Source organism: Glycocaulis sp. (genome assembly GCF_051859565.1).
Classification (GTDB): domain Bacteria; phylum Pseudomonadota; class Alphaproteobacteria; order Caulobacterales; family Maricaulaceae; genus Glycocaulis.
The window spans coordinates 1-16,868 of the sequence record NZ_JBHYFK010000008.1; the positions used below are offsets into that span (position 1 = coordinate 1).

The window sequence follows — 16,868 nt, forward strand, 5'->3', positions numbered from 1 at the left end:
ACTGCGGGCGCGGCCGACTAAGGCCGCACTTCAGACCTGAGTAAAGAAAAACCCCGGACGGAAACGTCCGGGGTTTTTTTTGTTGTTTGTGAGGTGCGGCTGTCAGGTTTCCTCCCCCGTTTACGGGGGAGGTGTCAGCGAAGCTGACGGAGGGGGGAGCTTGTTTCGATTACCCCCCCCCCCTCGGCCCTGCGGGCGTTCGAAGCTTCGCTTCTCACCCCGCCCGTAAACGGGGGGAGACACCATGACAGCCAAAAGAGGACGAGGGCTGAGTGTCCCCCTACGCGGCGGCGCGCTGGCGCAGGACGTAGTGCAGGATGCCGCCGTTTTTGAAGTAGTCGAGCTCGTTCTCGGTATCGATGGCGGCGCGCAGCGTCACCGTCTTGGAGGTGCCGTCAGCATGGGTGATGACGGCCTTCACATCGGCGCGCGGCGTGATGGCTGACACGCCTTCCAGCGTTACCGTCTCATCGCCTTTCAGGCCCAGCGAGGACCAGCTCTGCCCGTCCTTGAAGACCAGCGGCAGCACGCCCATGCCGATAAGGTTGGAGCGGTGGATACGCTCAAAGCTCTCGGTGATGACCGCGCGCACGCCCAGAAGGCGCGTGCCCTTGGCTGCCCAGTCACGCGAGGAGCCGGTGCCGTATTCCTTGCCGCCAAAGATAACCAGCGGACGGCTTTCCTCGGCGTATTTCATCGCCGCGTCATAGATCGCCATCTGCTCGCCGGACGGGTGGTGAATGGTCACACCGCCTTCGACGCCCGGCACCATCTGGTTCTTGATGCGGATATTGGCAAACGTGCCGCGCATCATCACGTCATGATGGCCCCGGCGCGCGCCGTAGGAGTTGAACTCCAGCGGTTCGACGCCATTGGTCTGCAGCCATTTGCCCGCCGGGCTTGCTGCCTTGATGGAGCCGGCCGGCGAGATGTGGTCGGTGGTGATGGAATCGCCAAACAGGCCGAGAATGCGCGCATCCTTCACGTCCGCCGGCGGGGTGATGTCCGTCGTCATGCCTTCAAAGAAGGGCGGGTTGGCGACATAGGTGGAATCCGGCCAGTCGTAAGTGAGGCCCGAACCGCTCTCAATGCCCTGCCAGTACTCATCGCCCTTGAAGACGTCGGCATAGCGGGTGGCGAACATGTCCGGCGTGACGGCCGAGCGGACCACTTCGGCGATCTCGGCGGAAGTCGGCCAGATGTCTTTCAGATAAACCGGCTCGTTATTATCGTCATAGCCGATCGGGTCTTCGGTGAGGTTGATGTTCATCGTGCCGGCGAGCGCGTAGGCGACGACCAGAGGCGGGCTTGCCAGATAGTTGGCGCGCACGTCCGGATTGACCCGGCCTTCAAAGTTGCGGTTGCCTGACAGAACCGAGCAGGCCACCAGATCGCCTTCGGAGATCGCCTTGGAGATCTTTTCAGGCAGCGGGCCGGAATTGCCGATACAGGTCGTGCAGCCATAGCCGACGAGATTGAAGCCGAGCGCATCGAGATCATCCTGCAGACCAGCGCGCAGCAGATAGTCGGTGACGACCTGCGAACCCGGTGCCAGCGAGGTTTTCACCCAGGGCTGGACTTTCAGGCCGCGCTTGACCGCATTGCGGGCAACGAGCCCTGCGCCCAGCATGACGGACGGGTTGGAGGTGTTGGTGCACGAGGTGATGGCCGCGATCACCACGCTGCCATGGCCGACCGAGTATTGCTCGCCCTCGACGCGCACCTGACGGCCACCGTCTTCCAGCTTCTTGAATTCGCTGTCGAGCACTTGCGCGAACTCGTCAGCGGCATCGGAGAGGGCCACGCGGTCCTGCGGGCGCTTCGGCCCGGCAAGCGACGGCTCAACAGAGGCCAGATCAAGATGCAGCGTGTCGGTATAGACCGGCTCGTCAGTGCGTTCCGGGCGGAACATGCCCTGAGCGCGCGAATATTCCTTGACCAGCTTCACGCGCGAGGCATCGCGGCCCGTGGAGGCCAGATATTCGATTGTCTCGTTATCGACGGGGAAGAAGCCGCAGGTCGCGCCGTATTCAGGCGCCATATTGGCGATGGTGGCGGCGTCTTCCAGCGACAGATTGTCGATGCCAGCGCCATAGAATTCCACGAATTTGCCGACCACGCCCTTCTTGCGCAGCATCTGCACGACGGTGAGCACCAGATCGGTGGCGGTTGCGCCTTCAGGCAGCTTGCCGGTCAGTTTGAAGCCGATGACTTCGGGGATCAGCATGGAGACAGGCTGGCCGAGCATGGCCGCTTCGGCCTCGATGCCGCCCACGCCCCAGCCGAGAACGGCCATGCCATTGACCATGGTGGTGTGGCTGTCAGTACCGACCAGCGTGTCCGGGAAGGCGTAGGTGACGCCGTCTTCATCCTTCGTCCAGACGGTCTGGGCGAGGTATTCGAGGTTCACCTGGTGGCAGATGCCGGTGCCGGGCGGGACGACGCGGAAATTATCAAATGCGCTCGCGCCCCATTTGAGGAATTTGTAGCGCTCGCCATTGCGCTCGTATTCGCGCTCCACGTTGAGCTTGAAGCTGTCAGCGGTGCCGAACACATCGACCATGACGGAGTGGTCGATGACCAGATCAACCGGCACCAGCGGGTTCACGCTTTTCGGGTCGCCGCCAAGGGCCTTGGTGGCGTCGCGCATGGCAGCCAGGTCCACAACCGCCGGAACGCCGGTGAAGTCCTGCATCAGCACGCGCGCCGGGCGGTACTGGATCTCGTGGTCGGACTTGCCGGTCTTCACCCATTCGGCCACGGCCTGGATATCGGCCTTGGTAACGGTGGAGCCGTCCTCAAAGCGAAGCAGGTTCTCCAGCAGGACTTTGAGCGTGTAGGGCAGTTTCGACGCGCCGGTAAGGCCGTTCTTTTCAGCCTCTTTCAGGTCGAAATACTGATAGGATTTGCCGTCTACGGTCATTTCGCGGCGGCACTTGAAGCTGTCCAGAGAAGCCATGTCATATCCTTGTCGCGGGTCTGCCCTGCCGATGGTGCGGGGAGAGGGATATCCCGCGATCCGGCTCGTCAGGCTTAAGAGAAGACGGTTTCCGGCTGGTTGCGCATGTCGTGAGGCGCCCCCACCCGTATCCCATCCTTGGCGCGCCTTTTAGCCCTGCTTCCCGTGCGCTGCAATGCATCAAGGCGCTATTTGATCGCATGTGTGGCCCATGAGGGCTGTCCCGCCAGCGTCACAGGTATAGGCGCCGCCTTCTAATAATATAAACCGTTGTAGAATAAACTAATTTATACAAATTGAAAAATTTTATTGATGTTCATTGGACAACAAGCTAAATTAACTAAAACTATGAAGGGCAGAACAATGTCAATATCACGATTTGGCCCGGTGTTTTTGGTGGTGTTCCTCGGCGGCTGCACGGTTTTCGCGCCGAGATACGATGCCGTTCTGGATGAAAAATCTACCGCTGCCTACCAAAGTATAGCGGGGATAGCCGCTTCAATTGAACTTGGAGAGTTTGTTGCTGCAGAAAGCTACGCTGATGCCGCGCCGCGATATCGCGATGCCATCAGCGGACTAAGTGTAGCTTCGTTGCGAGCAGAAATACTGCCAGTGAGAGAGGGGACGCCTGCCGAGCGGGCGCGCCGCTTATTGTCGGAGATGGTCACGGAATGCGATCAAGCTGTGAAACGAACGGCAGAAGCTCATAGGCAAAGGGGTATTCCCGCTAATGCGGGGGCTGGGCAGTCGCTGTTGCTGGTTTGCGATCCGGCATACCGGGCCGTCCAGGCGATGAGGTAACACATGTCAAGTTTAGAAAATTTCTTGCCTGCGAATTCTGCGGAATTGTTTGCGCGGATAGAACAGGAAATATCGTCAGAAGCGATAGAGTGGTGGACAGAAAATAAAACGCTTGTAAGTGGGTATATCCGGGCTCTTTCAGAAGCCGCCATGCAAACCCAAATTGCTCTATCACAGAGCAGAATTGCCCCGGAAGATGCAGAAATTATTCTCTTAAATCAAGAAGCTGCACTCCGGCAAATTATCCGCTATACTAAATTTTCATCATTGATACTTGCGCAGAGATTGTTAGATTCTATTTTCCTGGTTGTCGGTTGGGCCATATACAATAGGACCGGAGTGAACCTCTTTCCTGGCCGTGTTACTCCAACCCAAGAGAATTAGCGCTTCAGCGCGAAAGGTTTGCGCGACCCGCCTTGGCCGGTGTAGTGCCCAAGGATGGTTGTTCATGATCGAACTATAAGCCTTGGTGTTCAGAACCTCTCCCTTTCGCGGGGCGGGCGTGTGCTGGTGCGTGATCTGACCTTCACGCTCGCACCCGGTGAGGCGCTGGTGCTGACCGGACCCAATGGCACCGGAAAGACGACGCTATTGCGCGCCCTTGCGGGCCTTGTCCGGCCTGATGCGGGTATCATCACCGCCCCGCCTCTGGCCTATCTGGGGCACGGCGATGCGCTGAAACCTGCCGAGACGGTGCGTGAGGCCATCCGCTTTGCCGCCCGCCTGCACGGGGCTGGCGATGGCGGTGCCGCGCTGGAGGCGATGGGGCTTTCAAAACTGGTGTTTCGCGCCTGCGGCCAGCTCTCTGCCGGGCAGAAGCGCCGCCTTGCCATCGCGCGGCTGACGCTGGATGCAAAAGCCCGGCTCTGGCTGATGGATGAGCCGGCGGCCCCGCTGGACCATGACGGCAAGGCGCTGCTCGCTGCTTTAGTGGCCGATTTCCGGGCCAGGGGCGGGATGGTCATTGCCGCCACGCATGCTGATCTTGGCTGGAGCGATGTGCGTATGCTGGAGATGGGCGCATGAGCGCGCTTCTGGCTGTCTTCGTGCGCGAATGGCGTCTGGCTGCTGCGGGCGGGGGCGGACCGGCCGGTCCTGCCGCTTTCATGCTGGCCGCGCTGGCACTGGTGCCGCTGGCCATAGGCCCGGACGCGGACATCTTGCGCGCCGCCGCCCCCGGCGTTATCGCCTTTGCGGCCCTGCTGGCGAGCCTTCAGGGGGCAGAACGCCTGTTCGGCGATGATCTCTCCGATGGCACGCTGGAGCTCTACGCGCTCTCTCCGCTCTCCCTGACCGCCCTCTCCGCCATCAAGGCGGCGGCCTATGTCAGCGCCGTGCTCTGGCCTGCGCCCCTGATCGGGTTTGTGGCTGCCATGGCCTACGGCATGGACGCATCCAGCGCGGGCGCGCTCAGCATTGGCCTTGTCTTTGCCTTGCCGGGTCTCGCGCTGGTTTCCGGCTTTGCGGGCGCGCTGGCGGCGGGGGTGAAGCGCTCCGGGCTTCTCATCGCGCTCATCGCCGCGCCTTTGCAGGTGCCGCTGCTGGTATTTGTAGCCGGTGCCGGGCGCGCCGCGCTGGAAGGCACAGGACTGGCAGGCGCGAACCTGATGCTGGCAGGCGCGTTTTCTCTCGCCGCGCTGGCACTGGCCCCGTTCGGTATGGCGGCTGCGCTGAGAGGGCGGCTGGAGTAGGGTGTTTCGTGTCATCCTGCGGGCCGAGCGTACAAAGGAGATGTCCTCCCCCGCCTGCGGGGGAGGTGCCTTCGAAGAAGGCGGAGGGGGGAGCTTGTTTTGGATTATCCCCCCTCGGTCCTTCGGACCACTCCCCCCGTAAACGGGGGGAGAAAGACGCGGGCCCGTGACAACAGTGAAGCTCCGGCGCGCAGCGCCGCAAGGGCGACCGCCCGCCCGCAGCGATAGCGAGCTTTGCGAGCGGCAAGCGAGGACCGGCCCCACGGATGTGGGGGAGGACAAGAAAAGGTGCGGCGCTGCGTCCGCTTGCAGATGATTGATCCTCAGACTAGGTGAAGTCCCATGTGGAGCGCCTTTGCCAATCCGGAGCGTTTTGAGCGTCTTGCGGCGCGCCTTGTGCCGTGGTTCGGCTGGGGCGCGGTGATCCTGTTTGCCATCGGCCTGCCCTGGGCGCTGATCGTCTCCCCGCCGGACTATCAGCAGGGCGATACGGTGCGGATCATGTATGTGCACGTGCCATCAGCCTGGCTCTCCATGGCGGCCTATGCGGGGCTTGGCGGGGCGAGCTTTGTCTACTTCATCTGGCGCCACAACATTGCGGACCTCGCTGCGCAGGCGCTGGCACCCATCGGGGCGGTGTTTGCCTTCCTGACGCTGGCGACGGGATCGCTCTGGGGCCGGCCCATGTGGGGAACCTGGTGGGAGTGGGATGCGCGCCTTACCTCCATGCTGGTCCTATTCCTCCTGTATCTTGGATACATGGCGCTGCGCGCCGCCATCGAGGATGAGCGCCTTGCCGCGCGTGCAGGCGCGATCCTTGCCATGGCGGGGCTCATCAATCTGCCCGTCATCAAATTCTCCGTGGACTGGTGGAATACGCTGCATCAGCCCGCCAGCGTCATCCGGCTGGACGGCCCGACCATCCATGCCAGCCAGCTCTGGCCGCTATTGGTGATGGCGCTGGCGTTTACCGCGCTGATGACCGCGCTCGTCTTCATGAATGTGCGCAATATGAGCCTTGCCAAACGCGCCGAGGCGCGCGCACGGCGCAAAATTGAAGGGGAGGGCAGCTGATGGCGGAATTTCTCTCCATGGGCGGCCACGCGGTATGGGTGTGGAGCTGCTATGCCCTTACCGCTGGCGGTGTCGGGTTCCTGATCTGGCTCAGCTTTCTTCAGCGGGCCAAGGCGCGTGAATGGCAGAAACTGTCCGGGGACGGCCAGCCATGAGCCGCATCGTCTTCTGGGCACCACTCGGTGCCATAGCCCTGCTGCTGGCTGTCTTTGCCATCGCGCTGACCGGGCGTGAAGGCACGCCGGGCGATCCGATGACGGGCCGGGCCCTGCCGGAGCTTCCGGTTACGGAATTTGGCGCAGGCTTTGCCCATTTCGATCCGGAAACAATCGAGGGGCCGTATCTCCTGAATTTCTGGGCGAGCTGGTGCGCGCCCTGCATTGTGGAACACCCGCTGCTGGAAGAGCTGGCGGCGAGCGGCATTCCCATTCACGGCATCACCTATGCCGACCGGCCGGAAAACAGCCTCGCCTTCCTGGCCCGGCTAGGTAATCCGTTCACGACGCTGGCAGCGGATCATGAGCGCCGCGCCGCGCTGGAGCTGGGCGTCACCGGCGCGCCGGAGACCTTCATCATTGATGGAGAGGGCGTTATCCGCGCGCGCTGGCGCGGGGCGATCACGCCGGAGATATGGGAAAGACGTCTGGCGCCGGTTTGGAATGCGGCGGTGAGAGAGGCGGAGGCAGGCAGCTAGCGCGCTTCGTAGCGGGTAGGCCTACTTCTTCTTTTTTTTCTTTTTCTTCTTGTCTTTGTCCTTGCCGTCCTTTTTGGCCGTCTTGTCCTTGGCCTTGGGATCGGCTTCCGGGTCGAGCGCGCGTGAAATGCGCACCAGCGCATCAACAAAGTTGGCACGCTTGTTCTTGGCAAGCACCGACAGGATCGCCTCATCAGCGGCTTTCGCGCCATCGACAGCGGTCTGGTGCAGGGCTCGGCCCTCATCGGTGAGTTTCACCGCGTTGGCGCGTGCATCGCCGGGGGCTTTCTCGCGTGCCACAAGGCCGCGCGTGGCCATGCGGCTAACCAGCTCTGCCAGGGTGGAGCGGTCAATCCCCGTGCGCTGGACCAGCTGGGTCTGGGTCTGGCCGTCAGCTTCTTTCAGCGCGCTTAAAACCGCGAACTGGCGCTGGGTGATTTCCACCCCGCCGGTGGCCGCGGAGAAGCGCTCGGCGGCAAATTGCTGTGCCCGGTGGAGGAGCTGGCCCGGCGAGGCGGCCAGATCAAATTCTGCCTTGTCACCCATAATGCCCTCTTCATCCGATGACTGAGCTTCGGGTAGAGTACACGCGAAATGTCACGGTTCAATGTCAATTCCGTCCTGATACGGAAAAGGGGCGGTGTCAGGCAGTCCAACAGGAGGCCCGCGCAGCATCATGCCAGACCAGCCCGTCAAGTTTGAACGCACTGTCCCGGAAGGCGATAACCGCACCCGCAATGTCTGCTCAACATGCGGATTCATCGATTATGTGAACCCGAAAATCGTCGCTGGATCGGTGGTCTTCAACGCGGCGGGAGAGATATTGATGTGCCGCCGGGCGATTGAACCGCGTTCGGGCTTCTGGACGTTGCCCGCCGGCTTCATGGAGCAGGGCGAGAGCGTGGAGGAGGCCGCGAAACGCGAGGCGTATGAGGAGGCGTTTGCCGTCATCGCCATTGAGGATCTGATCGGGGTCTATTCCGTCCCGCGGATTTCACAGGTGCAGATTTTCTTCCGCGCGCAGCTTGTCGAGCCTGAGATCAGGCCCGGCCCGGAGAGTCTGGAGGTGCGCTTCTTCGCGCTCGATGATCTGCCCGAAGACGAGTTTGCGTTTCCGTCGGTGCGCTGGGCGGTGGATGATTATCTTGCCCGGCAGGGCAAGAGCGGCGTCGCGCCGGAAATGCGCACGCAGGCCAAAGGGATTACGCCGTATTAGGGCAAAAGCTGAAATCCCGGCCAAGCGCAGCGTGAGCCGGGACCTCGGGCAGGAGAGGCGGAGGGAGGCCCCGGATCGCTTCGCGTCCGGGGTTTCAGCTTGTTCCTGAGTTCTTCGCGGGTTTCCCCTGATACGCCGCCTCGATCAGTTTTATCGCGCGCGGATCCCCGGCCAGCACATCCATCTGCCGGTTCATCACATAGGCGCCGGAAAGGCCCGTTACCGGGTCTGCAAAGGCGCATGAGCCGCCAAAGCCGTAATGGCCGACCGCGCGGGGTTCAGGCCCGAACCAGCCCAGATCCCGGTTCACATTCACGCCAGCCCCGAACGCGATGTCGAAGGGCAGGACGCGGTCTTCGCCCGCCACGCGGATTTCCATCGCCTCGTTCACGACCGCCTCGCTTAACAGGCGTTCGCCGCGCAAAAGCCCGCCTGTTGCGAAAACGCCCATCAACTCGGCCAGGCCTCTGGCGGTGGCGTGCGCATTGGCGGCGGGAAATTCAGCTGTGCGCCATTCGGCGGCGCCGCGCCGGCCGGGCGAGGACCAGGCTTTCAGGAAGGCGGCCTGCTTTTCGGCATTCATCTTGCCCAGATGTGGCGGGCGGGGCGGCAGCACGTGCTCGCCCGCGCGCGCATGTTCCGCTTCGGGCAGGCCGATATGGACATCAATGCCGCGCGGGCCTGCAATGACCTCGCGAAGCAGCCCGCCAATCGTGCGGCCCTTGGGGTCCGCGCGGCGGATGGCAGCGTCGGCCAGAAAGCCGAACGTGATCGGGTGATAGCCGCTGCCCTCTCCCAGCGGCCACATCGGCGCCATGGCGGCAAGGCGCGCCTCGATCAGCTCGCGGTTGAACCAGTCGGAAGGCTCCATGGCTTCAGTGAAGCCCGGCAGGCCCGCCTGATGGGAGAGCGCATCGCCGAAACTGACGGTATCCTTGCCCTCGGCGGCAAATTCCGGCCAGAGCTCAGCGAGCTTTGTATCGTAGGAGAGCCAGCCCTGATCAACGGCGTAAGCGGCCACAATCGCGCTGATCGCCTTGCCGGTGGAGAAGACCGGGATGAGGGTGTCTTCCTGCCAGTCCTTGCTGCGCGCGCGGTCGGCATGGCCGGCCCAGATATCGACGCGCTTCTCACCCTTCTCGTAGAGGGCGAAGGCTGCGCCGATCTCGTCACCGGCCTCGAAATTGGCGCGCATGGCGTCGACGACGGCTTCAAAGCCGGGCGCGACGTGTCCGTGTATCGTGATGCTCATGAAGAAGGGCCGTAGCGCGGCTTTGCGGCGTGATCAAGCACATCACAGAACAATGCGCATGGGCAGGCCGCACGCGTCCAGCGGCGGATCGGGTGGCAGGCTCATCGCCTCACCGTTCGCGATGCGCCGGGCGGTGAGCGCGCACATGGCGGCGTCCAGCACATCGTCGGGCGCGCAGCGGGTTTTTGGATAGGGATGCGGGTCGAGCACATCCGGCCTGATGCCATGACGCGCGAGCAGGGCCAGACGTTCAGCGCGGCCCTCCGGTGTCTTCTTGTTGTGGGTGAGGGCCGCGCCGTTCAGCAGGGCAAAGCCGGCTTCAGGATGGGTCTCGAAGACGCGCGCGCTCATATCAGGGGTGAGGGCAGCATCCACTTCACGGAGTTTTTTAAATAGTGCAAAGCTCTGCGCCGACAGGCCCGGCCCGCCAGCGGCGCGGTTCAGGGCGATGGCCTCTGCATGACTGGTCGCGGCGAGGGCAGCGCGAAGCGGCGAGGAGAACACGCTGGAGGCCCGGCCTTTCAGCAGCTTGCGCACCAGACGCTCGCATTCGCGCCCCGGCCCGCTGGGCGTGCTTTCAAAACCGATGGGAATATCGATCGCGATGATGGCAGGGCGTTCCGTCATTTCCAGCGCATCGGTGAGTGTCGCGAACAGGTGCAGTTCAGCCGGTGCGCCTTCGCGCAGGAGAACCCCGACCCAACCTGCCTTGCAGCCATCAAGGCCGAGCACGTTTTGGCGCGGGGTCATGACAAGGCGCTGAGCAGCAGGTCATGGCTGCGGGCTTCCAGGCTGGAGCGGATCACCCGTTCGCAGGCCCGCGTGACGTGCTCGCACAGCGCTTGCCCCGTATCGCCTTCCAGACGCGCCACCAGCGCCAGCGCGGCCAGCAGATCGCCGGTGCCGTGCGGCACGCCCTCCAGCCGGTCCACGCTGGCAGAACAGCTTGCCTTGCCGTCTGTCAGCAGAACCGCCAGCCGGTCTGTCCCCTCCGGCACGGAGGTGACGAGGACGGGTTTTGCAAGCGTGCTTGAGGCGGTTCTGGCCGAGGCCGTATCCGTCACTGGCTGTCCGGTCAGGAAGGCCAGCTCGAACGCGTTGGGCGTGATGAGGTCAGCCAGCGGGACCAGCCGCGCGGCAATAGCCTCTGCCGTTTCGCGCTTCACATAGAGCCCGCCGGCCGTGCCATCGGCGACGCCGTCGCCGCAGATCGGGTCCACCAGCACGAAAATGCCGGGGTTTGCCGCTTTGGCAGTCTCTATGAAGGCGGCGGCCGCGCGCACCTGCTCTGCGCTGGCAAAATAGCCGGTCAGTATGGCGCTGCTGCGGATGTGGGCGCCATGGGCTAGCAGGCCGTCAAGCGCGCCAGCAAAGACCGTATCCGGCACGGCACCGCCGCCGGGCGCGCCGAGGCCCGGATGGCGGCCGAAAATGACGGTCGGCACGTGTTCGGGTGTGTACCCGGCGCCTGTCAAAACGGCCGCGCTGACGCCGCCGCCAACACGGCTGCCCGCTACCAGCGAGCTCAAGATGATGACACTGCGATCCAAGGGGGTGTCTTAGTCCTGTCCGGGCCGTTCCACGTCGACGGCGAGGCCGAGCCGGTCAATGTCGAACTCGCCGGACGGGCTGACCAGTGCAGTCAGCGGCACCGGCTCTGGCGGGTCAAGCCTGATGACCAGCGTGCCGCCATCGCGCACAAAGTCGGACAGAGGGCGGGCTATTGCATTGATGAAGGGCCGGGGGATCTCCGCTGGCAGGGCCGAGAGACCCAGCCCAATGAGGGCGGAGGCCTGTACGCGCATCTGCGCCGGGGTGACGCCGTTCATCAGGGCATAGGCGGAAAAGCTGCGGTCCAGCAGGGACTGGTCTTCCAGACGGATTTCGAGCTGGTGCAGGCGCAGGAGGCGTTCCAGCGCGGCCAGTGCTTCAGGGTCGGAGACCTCGCTATCGCGGGCAGCGGCGACAGCATCGCCATAGGCCTGTACGCCGGAAATCTGCTGCTGCGCCGAGAGCGTCAGCCCGTCCTCCCAGACAAAGCGGTTATTGTTCTGGGTCTGAAGCGTGTCGGTTGCCGGATCGTAGATCGTATCGGTCTCGAAACGCAGCACCACCTCCTCATAGCCGAGAAAGCCCAGCATATTACGGATATGCGCGCCCGGATCGCTGCCACGCTCGGCAGAGAGACGTAAAGCCGGCATGCTTGCCAGCGTACGCAGGCGTTCGCCTTCGGGGGTTACTTCAGCGCTGAAGCTGTCCATCTCATAGACCACGCCGCTGGCCACGCCCGACAGGCCCGTCATGTCGAGGCTGCGATAGTAATCGGCCGGATTGCCGGAAATGGCGGTCTGGAGAAGGGTCGCGGCCTCGTCATCAAACAGGGAGGCGAGGAAGCGCGCGCCAATTTCCTCCATTTCAACGCTTTCAATCTCAAAGCGCGTGGCGGGACCATCAAAGCTGATGCTTTCAACGCGCGCCAGTTCCAGCCCGGTCTCGCCCAGACCGCGCAGGCTGACATTTGCGGCCTGCAGTGTGCCGTCTCCCTCCGGCAGGGACACAGACAGGCCTGCCAGGGACATTTCCCGGAAGCTGTAGGCGGCGAGGGTCCCGGTCAGATCAGGCAGATTCTCCGTGTCGCCGGTGAAGGAGGCCGCAATGGAGCGCGACAGGGCCGGGCCGGGCCGGTCGATGACAAGGCGCTCAAAGCGGGTTTCGCCGCCTTCCAGGTCTGTCAGCACGGCATTCTCCAGCGTCAGCCGGTCAAAGCGCACCACATCTTCTTCAAGGCGCGGCGCGGCAATCTCCATGATCTCCGCGCGAAGCCGGCTCTCAACCAGCGTGTCTTCTTCGTCTTCCCCGCCTTCTGTCTCCACTTGCGCCAGCAGCAGGGTGAAGCCCTCGAAGCGGAAGATGCCATTGGCAAATTCGCGGCTTTCCCAGTCCGCACGGCCCGGCTCTTCCAGCCCCAGTATGCGGGCTGCCTCGGCAGCGTCGCCAGACGTGACGCGCGTGGCGGGGGGCTCCCTGTCGTCACGCCGGTCACCGCACGCGGCGAGCAGCAGGACAGGCACACAAAGCAAAGGGAGGAGGCGCAATACGGACATGGCAAGGACTTTCAGGCTGGCAACGGGGCAGGGGCTGCAGCCTAGTGCCTCAATGGCGCCAGAGCTAGCCGCTCAGTCCCGTGGCAGGCGCGAGAGCAATCCGGCAATGGGATCGTCAGACGGCTCGCTGGCGGGCGGCGCAGGCGGGGGGCTTTCCTCATAGGCCGTGCTGACGAGGTTTTCATCCTCCAGCGCACTGAGAAGGCGGGCCAGCCTGTCCGGGTCGGTAGCCGGGGCCGGGGGCGTGCCCTCCGGCAGGGTAATGACCGGCGCAGCCGTCATCATGGCAGCGAAAATGCGCGCCGGGCCTGTGCCCCCTGACCCCGCCTCGGTAGAGCGGTTATCGTCATTGCCGGTCCAGACTACCGTCACAAGGCCATCGGCCCAGCCGGCAAACCAGGCATCGCGGAAACCGTTGGTGGTGCCGGTCTTGCCGCGCACCTCGCGGCCCTGAACAGCTGCCGAGCGGCCTGTGCCATAGCGTACGGTGGCGGCAAAGACCTGGTCCATCTCGCGCACGACCCGGTCTGCCAGAACGACCGGCCCGGGCGATGTATCACGCGCCCAGAGGACATCCCCGGAGGGGGTTTCAAGCCGGGTGATGGCGTGGGCCTCCACCGCCCGTCCGCCATTCATGAACGGCACATAGGCGCGCGCCAGCTCCAGCGGTGTCACCTCATAGGCGCCGAGCGACAGCGAATGGGTGTTCTCCATCGGGCTCTCAATGCCAAGCCGCCGCGCGAGGCGCAGCGTATAGGCGCGCCCGGTAGCTTCAGCCAGCTGGACCGCGATGGAGTTGGACGAGCGGGCAAAGGCGCGCTCCAGCGTCATCTCGCCCTCATAGCGGTTCTCCCAGTTGGCCGGGGACCAGCTGCCATAGCTGACCGGCTCGTCCACCATGCGGTCAGCGGGAGACCATCCGGCCTCGAAGGCGGAGGCGTAGATGAAGGGCTTGAAGGCCGAACCTGGCTGGCGGCGGGCGGAAATGGCGCGGTTGAAGGGCGAGCGGGCATAGTCGGTACCGCCGCTCATGGCGGCGACACCGCCTGCGCCATCCAGCGTGATAATGGCGCCATTGGCAGCGCCGCGTGCAATGTCAGGATCGGCGAGACCGCGCGTCAGGGCGCTGTCGGCGGCGCGCTGGGCATCCACATCAAGCGTGGTGCGCACCACCACATCGCCCTCCCAGGAGGGGGCGTGCAAGGCGAGCAGGGTGCGCGCCTCGCTGGCGGCAAAATCGGCAAACCAGCCCGCGCCGGGGCTGGAAGAGCCGCGCGAGACACGGATCGGTGCAGAGGCGGCGGCGAGCCGTTCCTCCTCGGTGATCCGGCCGGTAGCCAGCATCAGATCAAGGACGACTGTCGCCCGTACGGCAGCGCGCGTGGTGTCGCTCGCCGGGGAATAGCGTGAGGGGGCTTTCAGGAGTCCGGCCAGAAGCGCTGCCTCGCCAATATCCAGCTCGTGCGGGCCGCGTCCGAAATAGCGCCGGGAGGCGTTTTCCGCGCCCCATGCCCCGGCGCCGAAATAGACACGGTTCAGATAGAGGGCGAGTATCTCGTCCTTGGTGAAACGCGTTTCCAGCCAGAAGGCGAGCAGCATTTCCTGCGCCTTGCGCCGGAAGGTGCGGTCGGGTGTCAGAAACAAATTCTTCGCCAGCTGCTGGGTAATGGTCGAGCCGCCCTGCACCACGCGCCCGGCGCGCATATTTGCCAGCGCGGCGCGGGTGGTGCCGATCAGATCAATGCCGAAATGGTGATAGAAGCGCCGGTCCTCGACGGCCAGTACGGCGTCGACGAGATGTTCGGGCAGGTTGTCTGCGCTGATCGTTGTGCCAGCGCTGTCCCCGCGCCGGGCGATGACGCGGCCATGCCGGTCGAGAAATGTCATGGCGGTGCCCGCCGGCGCCGTGGCCAGCGAGGAGGTGTCGGGCAGGTCGCGCGCAAGGGCCACCAGATACATGGCCGACAGGAGAATCGCGACCGTTGCAAGTGCGGTGAGTGCGCGTGCCACCACAAGCCAGCCCTTCGGGCGGCGCGGGCCGGTGCCGACGCGAACGCGGATGGAGGTGCGGGTCACGGTCTCTCACTGCCTTGATGACTGGGCGGCCATCAGCTAACGCCAACAGCGTTAAGGCGCCGTGAACCGTAACAGGGCGTGCAAAAAACCTTGCCAGCCCGCCGGGCAGGGGTGATCATCCGCCCAGCCAGAGGGAGCCCGCTCATCATGTCCTTGACGCCACGCTTACGGCGCTCAGCCCTGCTTGCGGGCTTTTGCACGACACTCGCCCTGCTGGCGGCGTGCGCCAACGTGCCGGGTGAAACCGTCTGCCCGGAGCGCGGGCAGAATACTGGCAGCTGGCCCTATTGCGCACCGTCTGACCCCGGTGGCGGGGGCGGCATAATGCGTGACGACCGGATCAACCCGTCAGGCGGCCGCAACTAGCCAGCGCCGTCTGCCTTTCTTGCGGGAACAGGGCCATGGCGGCCATTCCTTACGAAGTGCAGATATTTGCCGTTGCGCTGGTGACCAGCCTGGTCATCGGCCTGCCGGTGCGCATCGCTGGCTGGCGCGCGAGCGTCATCGCGGTGCGCGGCGTCTGGCGGCTGACACGGCGCTACCGGATCTGGATATTTCTGATCGCGCTTGCCGGCATGCTGGCCGGCCTGTGGAGCTTTGAGAGCATTCGCGGGCTGGTTTTTGGCTGGTGGAACTAGGTTTCACGCAAACTGGCAATGACCCCCTTCCCTTTGCCGGAATAAACTCGCAAACTGATCGCTCAGTGAAACGCGGGTACACGCGTATCGATGACAGTCTGGGGAGGACTATTTTCATGACAGCTATCTGGCGCGCCGGGCTGGCGGCTTTTTCCGCGCTGATCGTGCTGCAGGCCTGTGGCCAGCAGACCGGCCAGACACGCGATGTTTCAGACGCAGACCGTGAATACCAGCATGTGCTGATGGAGGCGCTGCTGGATGCCGCGCCCGGCAGCGTGATCGAGATACCGGCCGGTGTATTCGTTATCGAGCGAGGGCTTTCACTGGCCAATGTGGATGGCGTGACGATCCGTGGTGCGGGCATGGACGAGACGATCCTCTCCTTTGCCGAGCAGCGCGCGGGCGCGGAAGGCCTTCTTGTCACCAGCGCCAACAATTTCACCATTGAAGACCTCGCCATTGAGGACTCCATCGGCGATGCGCTGAAAATCACCGGCTCTGAAAATGTCATTATCCGCCGGGTACGCACCGAATGGACCCGGGGCGTCTCCACCGATAATGGCGCCTACGGCATCTATCCGGTTCTGACCACGAATGTGCTGATCGAGGAATCGGTGGCGATTGGCGCGTCGGATGCGGGCATTTATGTCGGCCAGTCGGACAATATCGTCGTGCGCAATAACCGCGCCGAGTACAATGTGGCGGGCATCGAGATCGAAAACTCGATGGACGCTGACGTGTACGGCAATGTGGCCACCAACAATACGGGCGGGATTCTGGTCTTCAACATGCCGAACCTGCCGCGGCCCGGCCATGGCACGCGCGTGTTCGACAATGATGTCTACGAGAATAATACGCGCAATTTCGGCCATGCAGGTACGCCGGTCGCCAATGTACCGGCGGGTACGGGCATTCTCGTCAACTCCAACGATGATGTGGAGATTTTCAACAACCGGGTGGCACGCAACCGCACGGCCAATGTGATTATCTCCTCGCTCCACTCGGCCGGGTTTTCAGAGCTGGGCGTAGAGAGCGATTTCGATCCCTATCCTGAGCGTATCCACATCCATGGGAATACGTTCGAGGGCGGCGGCAATAATCCTGACGGGATGGATCTGCAGGCCCTGCGCATCGCCCTGTTTGGCCCGACGGGGCGCATTCCGGACGTGCTGTGGGACGGGTATGTGGACGAGGCCAAGATGGTGGACGGGTCATTGCCGGATGATCTGCGGCTGTGCGTCTCTGGCGCCGAAGTGCTCAATGCCGACGGCCCCGGCGGGTATGGCAATCCGCGCATCGTGACGGCAGAGCATGCCTGCTCGCATCCGCCGCGCGCGGCGGTGGAACTGCCCTTCTAGGCCGG

Annotated in this window: 18 protein-coding genes; 11 read left to right on the forward strand and 7 right to left on the reverse strand. The window is 63.7% G+C overall.

Annotation, left to right across the window (positions count from 1 at the left end; all coding sequences use genetic code 11):
• Window positions 1-280: 280 nt before the first annotated feature.
• A complete protein-coding gene (acnA, locus tag ACTIGC_RS11815) occupies window positions 281-2,959 on the reverse strand; it encodes an aconitate hydratase AcnA (RefSeq protein WP_439634601.1) in 2,679 nt (892 codons plus the stop codon).
• Window positions 2,960-3,271: 312 nt separating this feature from the next.
• Here acnA and ACTIGC_RS11820 point away from each other — a divergent pair, with 312 nt between their 5' ends.
• From ACTIGC_RS11820 to ACTIGC_RS11850, 7 genes are all read left to right on the forward strand, one after another.
• Entirely contained in the window at window positions 3,272-3,760 is a 489-nt protein-coding gene (locus ACTIGC_RS11820) for a hypothetical protein (RefSeq protein ID WP_439634602.1), read from the forward strand.
• 3 nt (window positions 3,761-3,763) lie between these two features.
• A complete protein-coding gene (locus tag ACTIGC_RS11825; protein WP_439634603.1) occupies window positions 3,764-4,144 on the forward strand; it encodes a hypothetical protein in 381 nt (126 codons plus the stop codon).
• Window positions 4,145-4,198: 54 nt separating this feature from the next.
• Entirely contained in the window at window positions 4,199-4,786 is a 588-nt protein-coding gene (ccmA, locus tag ACTIGC_RS11830; protein WP_439634604.1) for a heme ABC exporter ATP-binding protein CcmA, read from the forward strand.
• Complete coding sequence (locus ACTIGC_RS11835) at window positions 4,783-5,451, forward strand: heme exporter protein CcmB (RefSeq protein WP_439634605.1); 669 nt, start codon at window positions 4,783-4,785, stop codon at window positions 5,449-5,451. Before ccmA ends, ACTIGC_RS11835 begins: the two co-directional genes overlap by 4 nt.
• A 342-nt stretch (window positions 5,452-5,793) precedes the next feature.
• Window positions 5,794-6,525 carry a heme ABC transporter permease gene (locus tag ACTIGC_RS11840; protein WP_439634606.1) on the forward strand — a complete coding sequence of 244 codons (732 nt, stop codon included), beginning with the start codon at window positions 5,794-5,796 and terminating at the stop codon, window positions 6,523-6,525.
• Entirely contained in the window at window positions 6,525-6,680 is a 156-nt protein-coding gene (gene ccmD / locus ACTIGC_RS11845) for a heme exporter protein CcmD (RefSeq protein WP_439634607.1), read from the forward strand. Before ACTIGC_RS11840 ends, ccmD begins: the two co-directional genes overlap by 1 nt.
• A complete protein-coding gene (locus ACTIGC_RS11850; RefSeq protein WP_439634608.1) occupies window positions 6,677-7,219 on the forward strand; it encodes a DsbE family thiol:disulfide interchange protein in 543 nt (180 codons plus the stop codon). Before ccmD ends, ACTIGC_RS11850 begins: the two co-directional genes overlap by 4 nt.
• Window positions 7,220-7,240: 21 nt before the next feature.
• On the opposite strand, the gene ACTIGC_RS11855 is transcribed toward ACTIGC_RS11850, so the two are convergent.
• On the reverse strand, window positions 7,241-7,765 hold the full coding sequence (locus ACTIGC_RS11855) for a MarR family winged helix-turn-helix transcriptional regulator (RefSeq protein ID WP_439634609.1): 525 nt from the start codon (window positions 7,763-7,765) through the stop codon (window positions 7,241-7,243).
• A gap of 130 nt (window positions 7,766-7,895) precedes the next feature.
• Here ACTIGC_RS11855 and ACTIGC_RS11860 point away from each other — a divergent pair, with 130 nt between their 5' ends.
• Window positions 7,896-8,435 (forward strand): NUDIX domain-containing protein, encoded by a 540-nt coding sequence (locus ACTIGC_RS11860; protein WP_439634610.1) that lies wholly within the window; start codon window positions 7,896-7,898, stop codon window positions 8,433-8,435.
• A 94-nt stretch (window positions 8,436-8,529) separates the two neighbouring features.
• Here the strand turns inward: ACTIGC_RS11860 and ACTIGC_RS11865 are convergent, their stop codons facing one another.
• From ACTIGC_RS11865 to ACTIGC_RS11885, 5 genes are all read right to left on the reverse strand, one after another.
• Window positions 8,530-9,687 (reverse strand): serine hydrolase domain-containing protein, encoded by a 1,158-nt coding sequence (locus ACTIGC_RS11865; protein WP_439634611.1) that lies wholly within the window; start codon window positions 9,685-9,687, stop codon window positions 8,530-8,532.
• Between the two features lie 42 nt (window positions 9,688-9,729).
• On the reverse strand, window positions 9,730-10,437 hold the full coding sequence (locus ACTIGC_RS11870; RefSeq protein WP_439634612.1) for a DUF429 domain-containing protein: 708 nt from the start codon (window positions 10,435-10,437) through the stop codon (window positions 9,730-9,732).
• Entirely contained in the window at window positions 10,434-11,237 is an 804-nt protein-coding gene (locus ACTIGC_RS11875) for a PfkB family carbohydrate kinase (RefSeq protein WP_439634613.1), read from the reverse strand. The genes ACTIGC_RS11870 and ACTIGC_RS11875 overlap by 4 nt, the downstream gene beginning before the upstream one ends.
• 9 nt (window positions 11,238-11,246) lie before the next feature.
• On the reverse strand, window positions 11,247-12,758 hold the full coding sequence (locus ACTIGC_RS11880) for a hypothetical protein (protein WP_439634614.1): 1,512 nt from the start codon (window positions 12,756-12,758) through the stop codon (window positions 11,247-11,249).
• A gap of 105 nt (window positions 12,759-12,863) precedes the next feature.
• Window positions 12,864-14,867 (reverse strand): transglycosylase domain-containing protein, encoded by a 2,004-nt coding sequence (locus ACTIGC_RS11885; protein ID WP_439634615.1) that lies wholly within the window; start codon window positions 14,865-14,867, stop codon window positions 12,864-12,866.
• A 147-nt stretch (window positions 14,868-15,014) separates the two neighbouring features.
• Between ACTIGC_RS11885 and ACTIGC_RS11890 the strand changes: the two genes are divergently transcribed.
• The 3 genes from ACTIGC_RS11890 to ACTIGC_RS11900 all read left to right on the forward strand — a co-directional run bounded on the left by ACTIGC_RS11890 (window position 15,015) and on the right by ACTIGC_RS11900 (window position 16,863).
• The gene (locus tag ACTIGC_RS11890; RefSeq protein ID WP_127569055.1) at window positions 15,015-15,233 is read left to right on the forward strand and encodes a hypothetical protein; all 219 of its coding nucleotides are present in this window, start codon (window positions 15,015-15,017) and stop codon (window positions 15,231-15,233) included.
• Between the two features lie 35 nt (window positions 15,234-15,268).
• Window positions 15,269-15,505 carry a hypothetical protein gene (locus ACTIGC_RS11895; protein ID WP_439634616.1) on the forward strand — a complete coding sequence of 79 codons (237 nt, stop codon included), beginning with the start codon at window positions 15,269-15,271 and terminating at the stop codon, window positions 15,503-15,505.
• Window positions 15,506-15,621: 116 nt separating this feature from the next.
• The gene (locus ACTIGC_RS11900) at window positions 15,622-16,863 is read left to right on the forward strand and encodes a parallel beta-helix domain-containing protein (protein ID WP_439634617.1); all 1,242 of its coding nucleotides are present in this window, start codon (window positions 15,622-15,624) and stop codon (window positions 16,861-16,863) included.
• Window positions 16,864-16,868 lie beyond the last annotated feature (5 nt).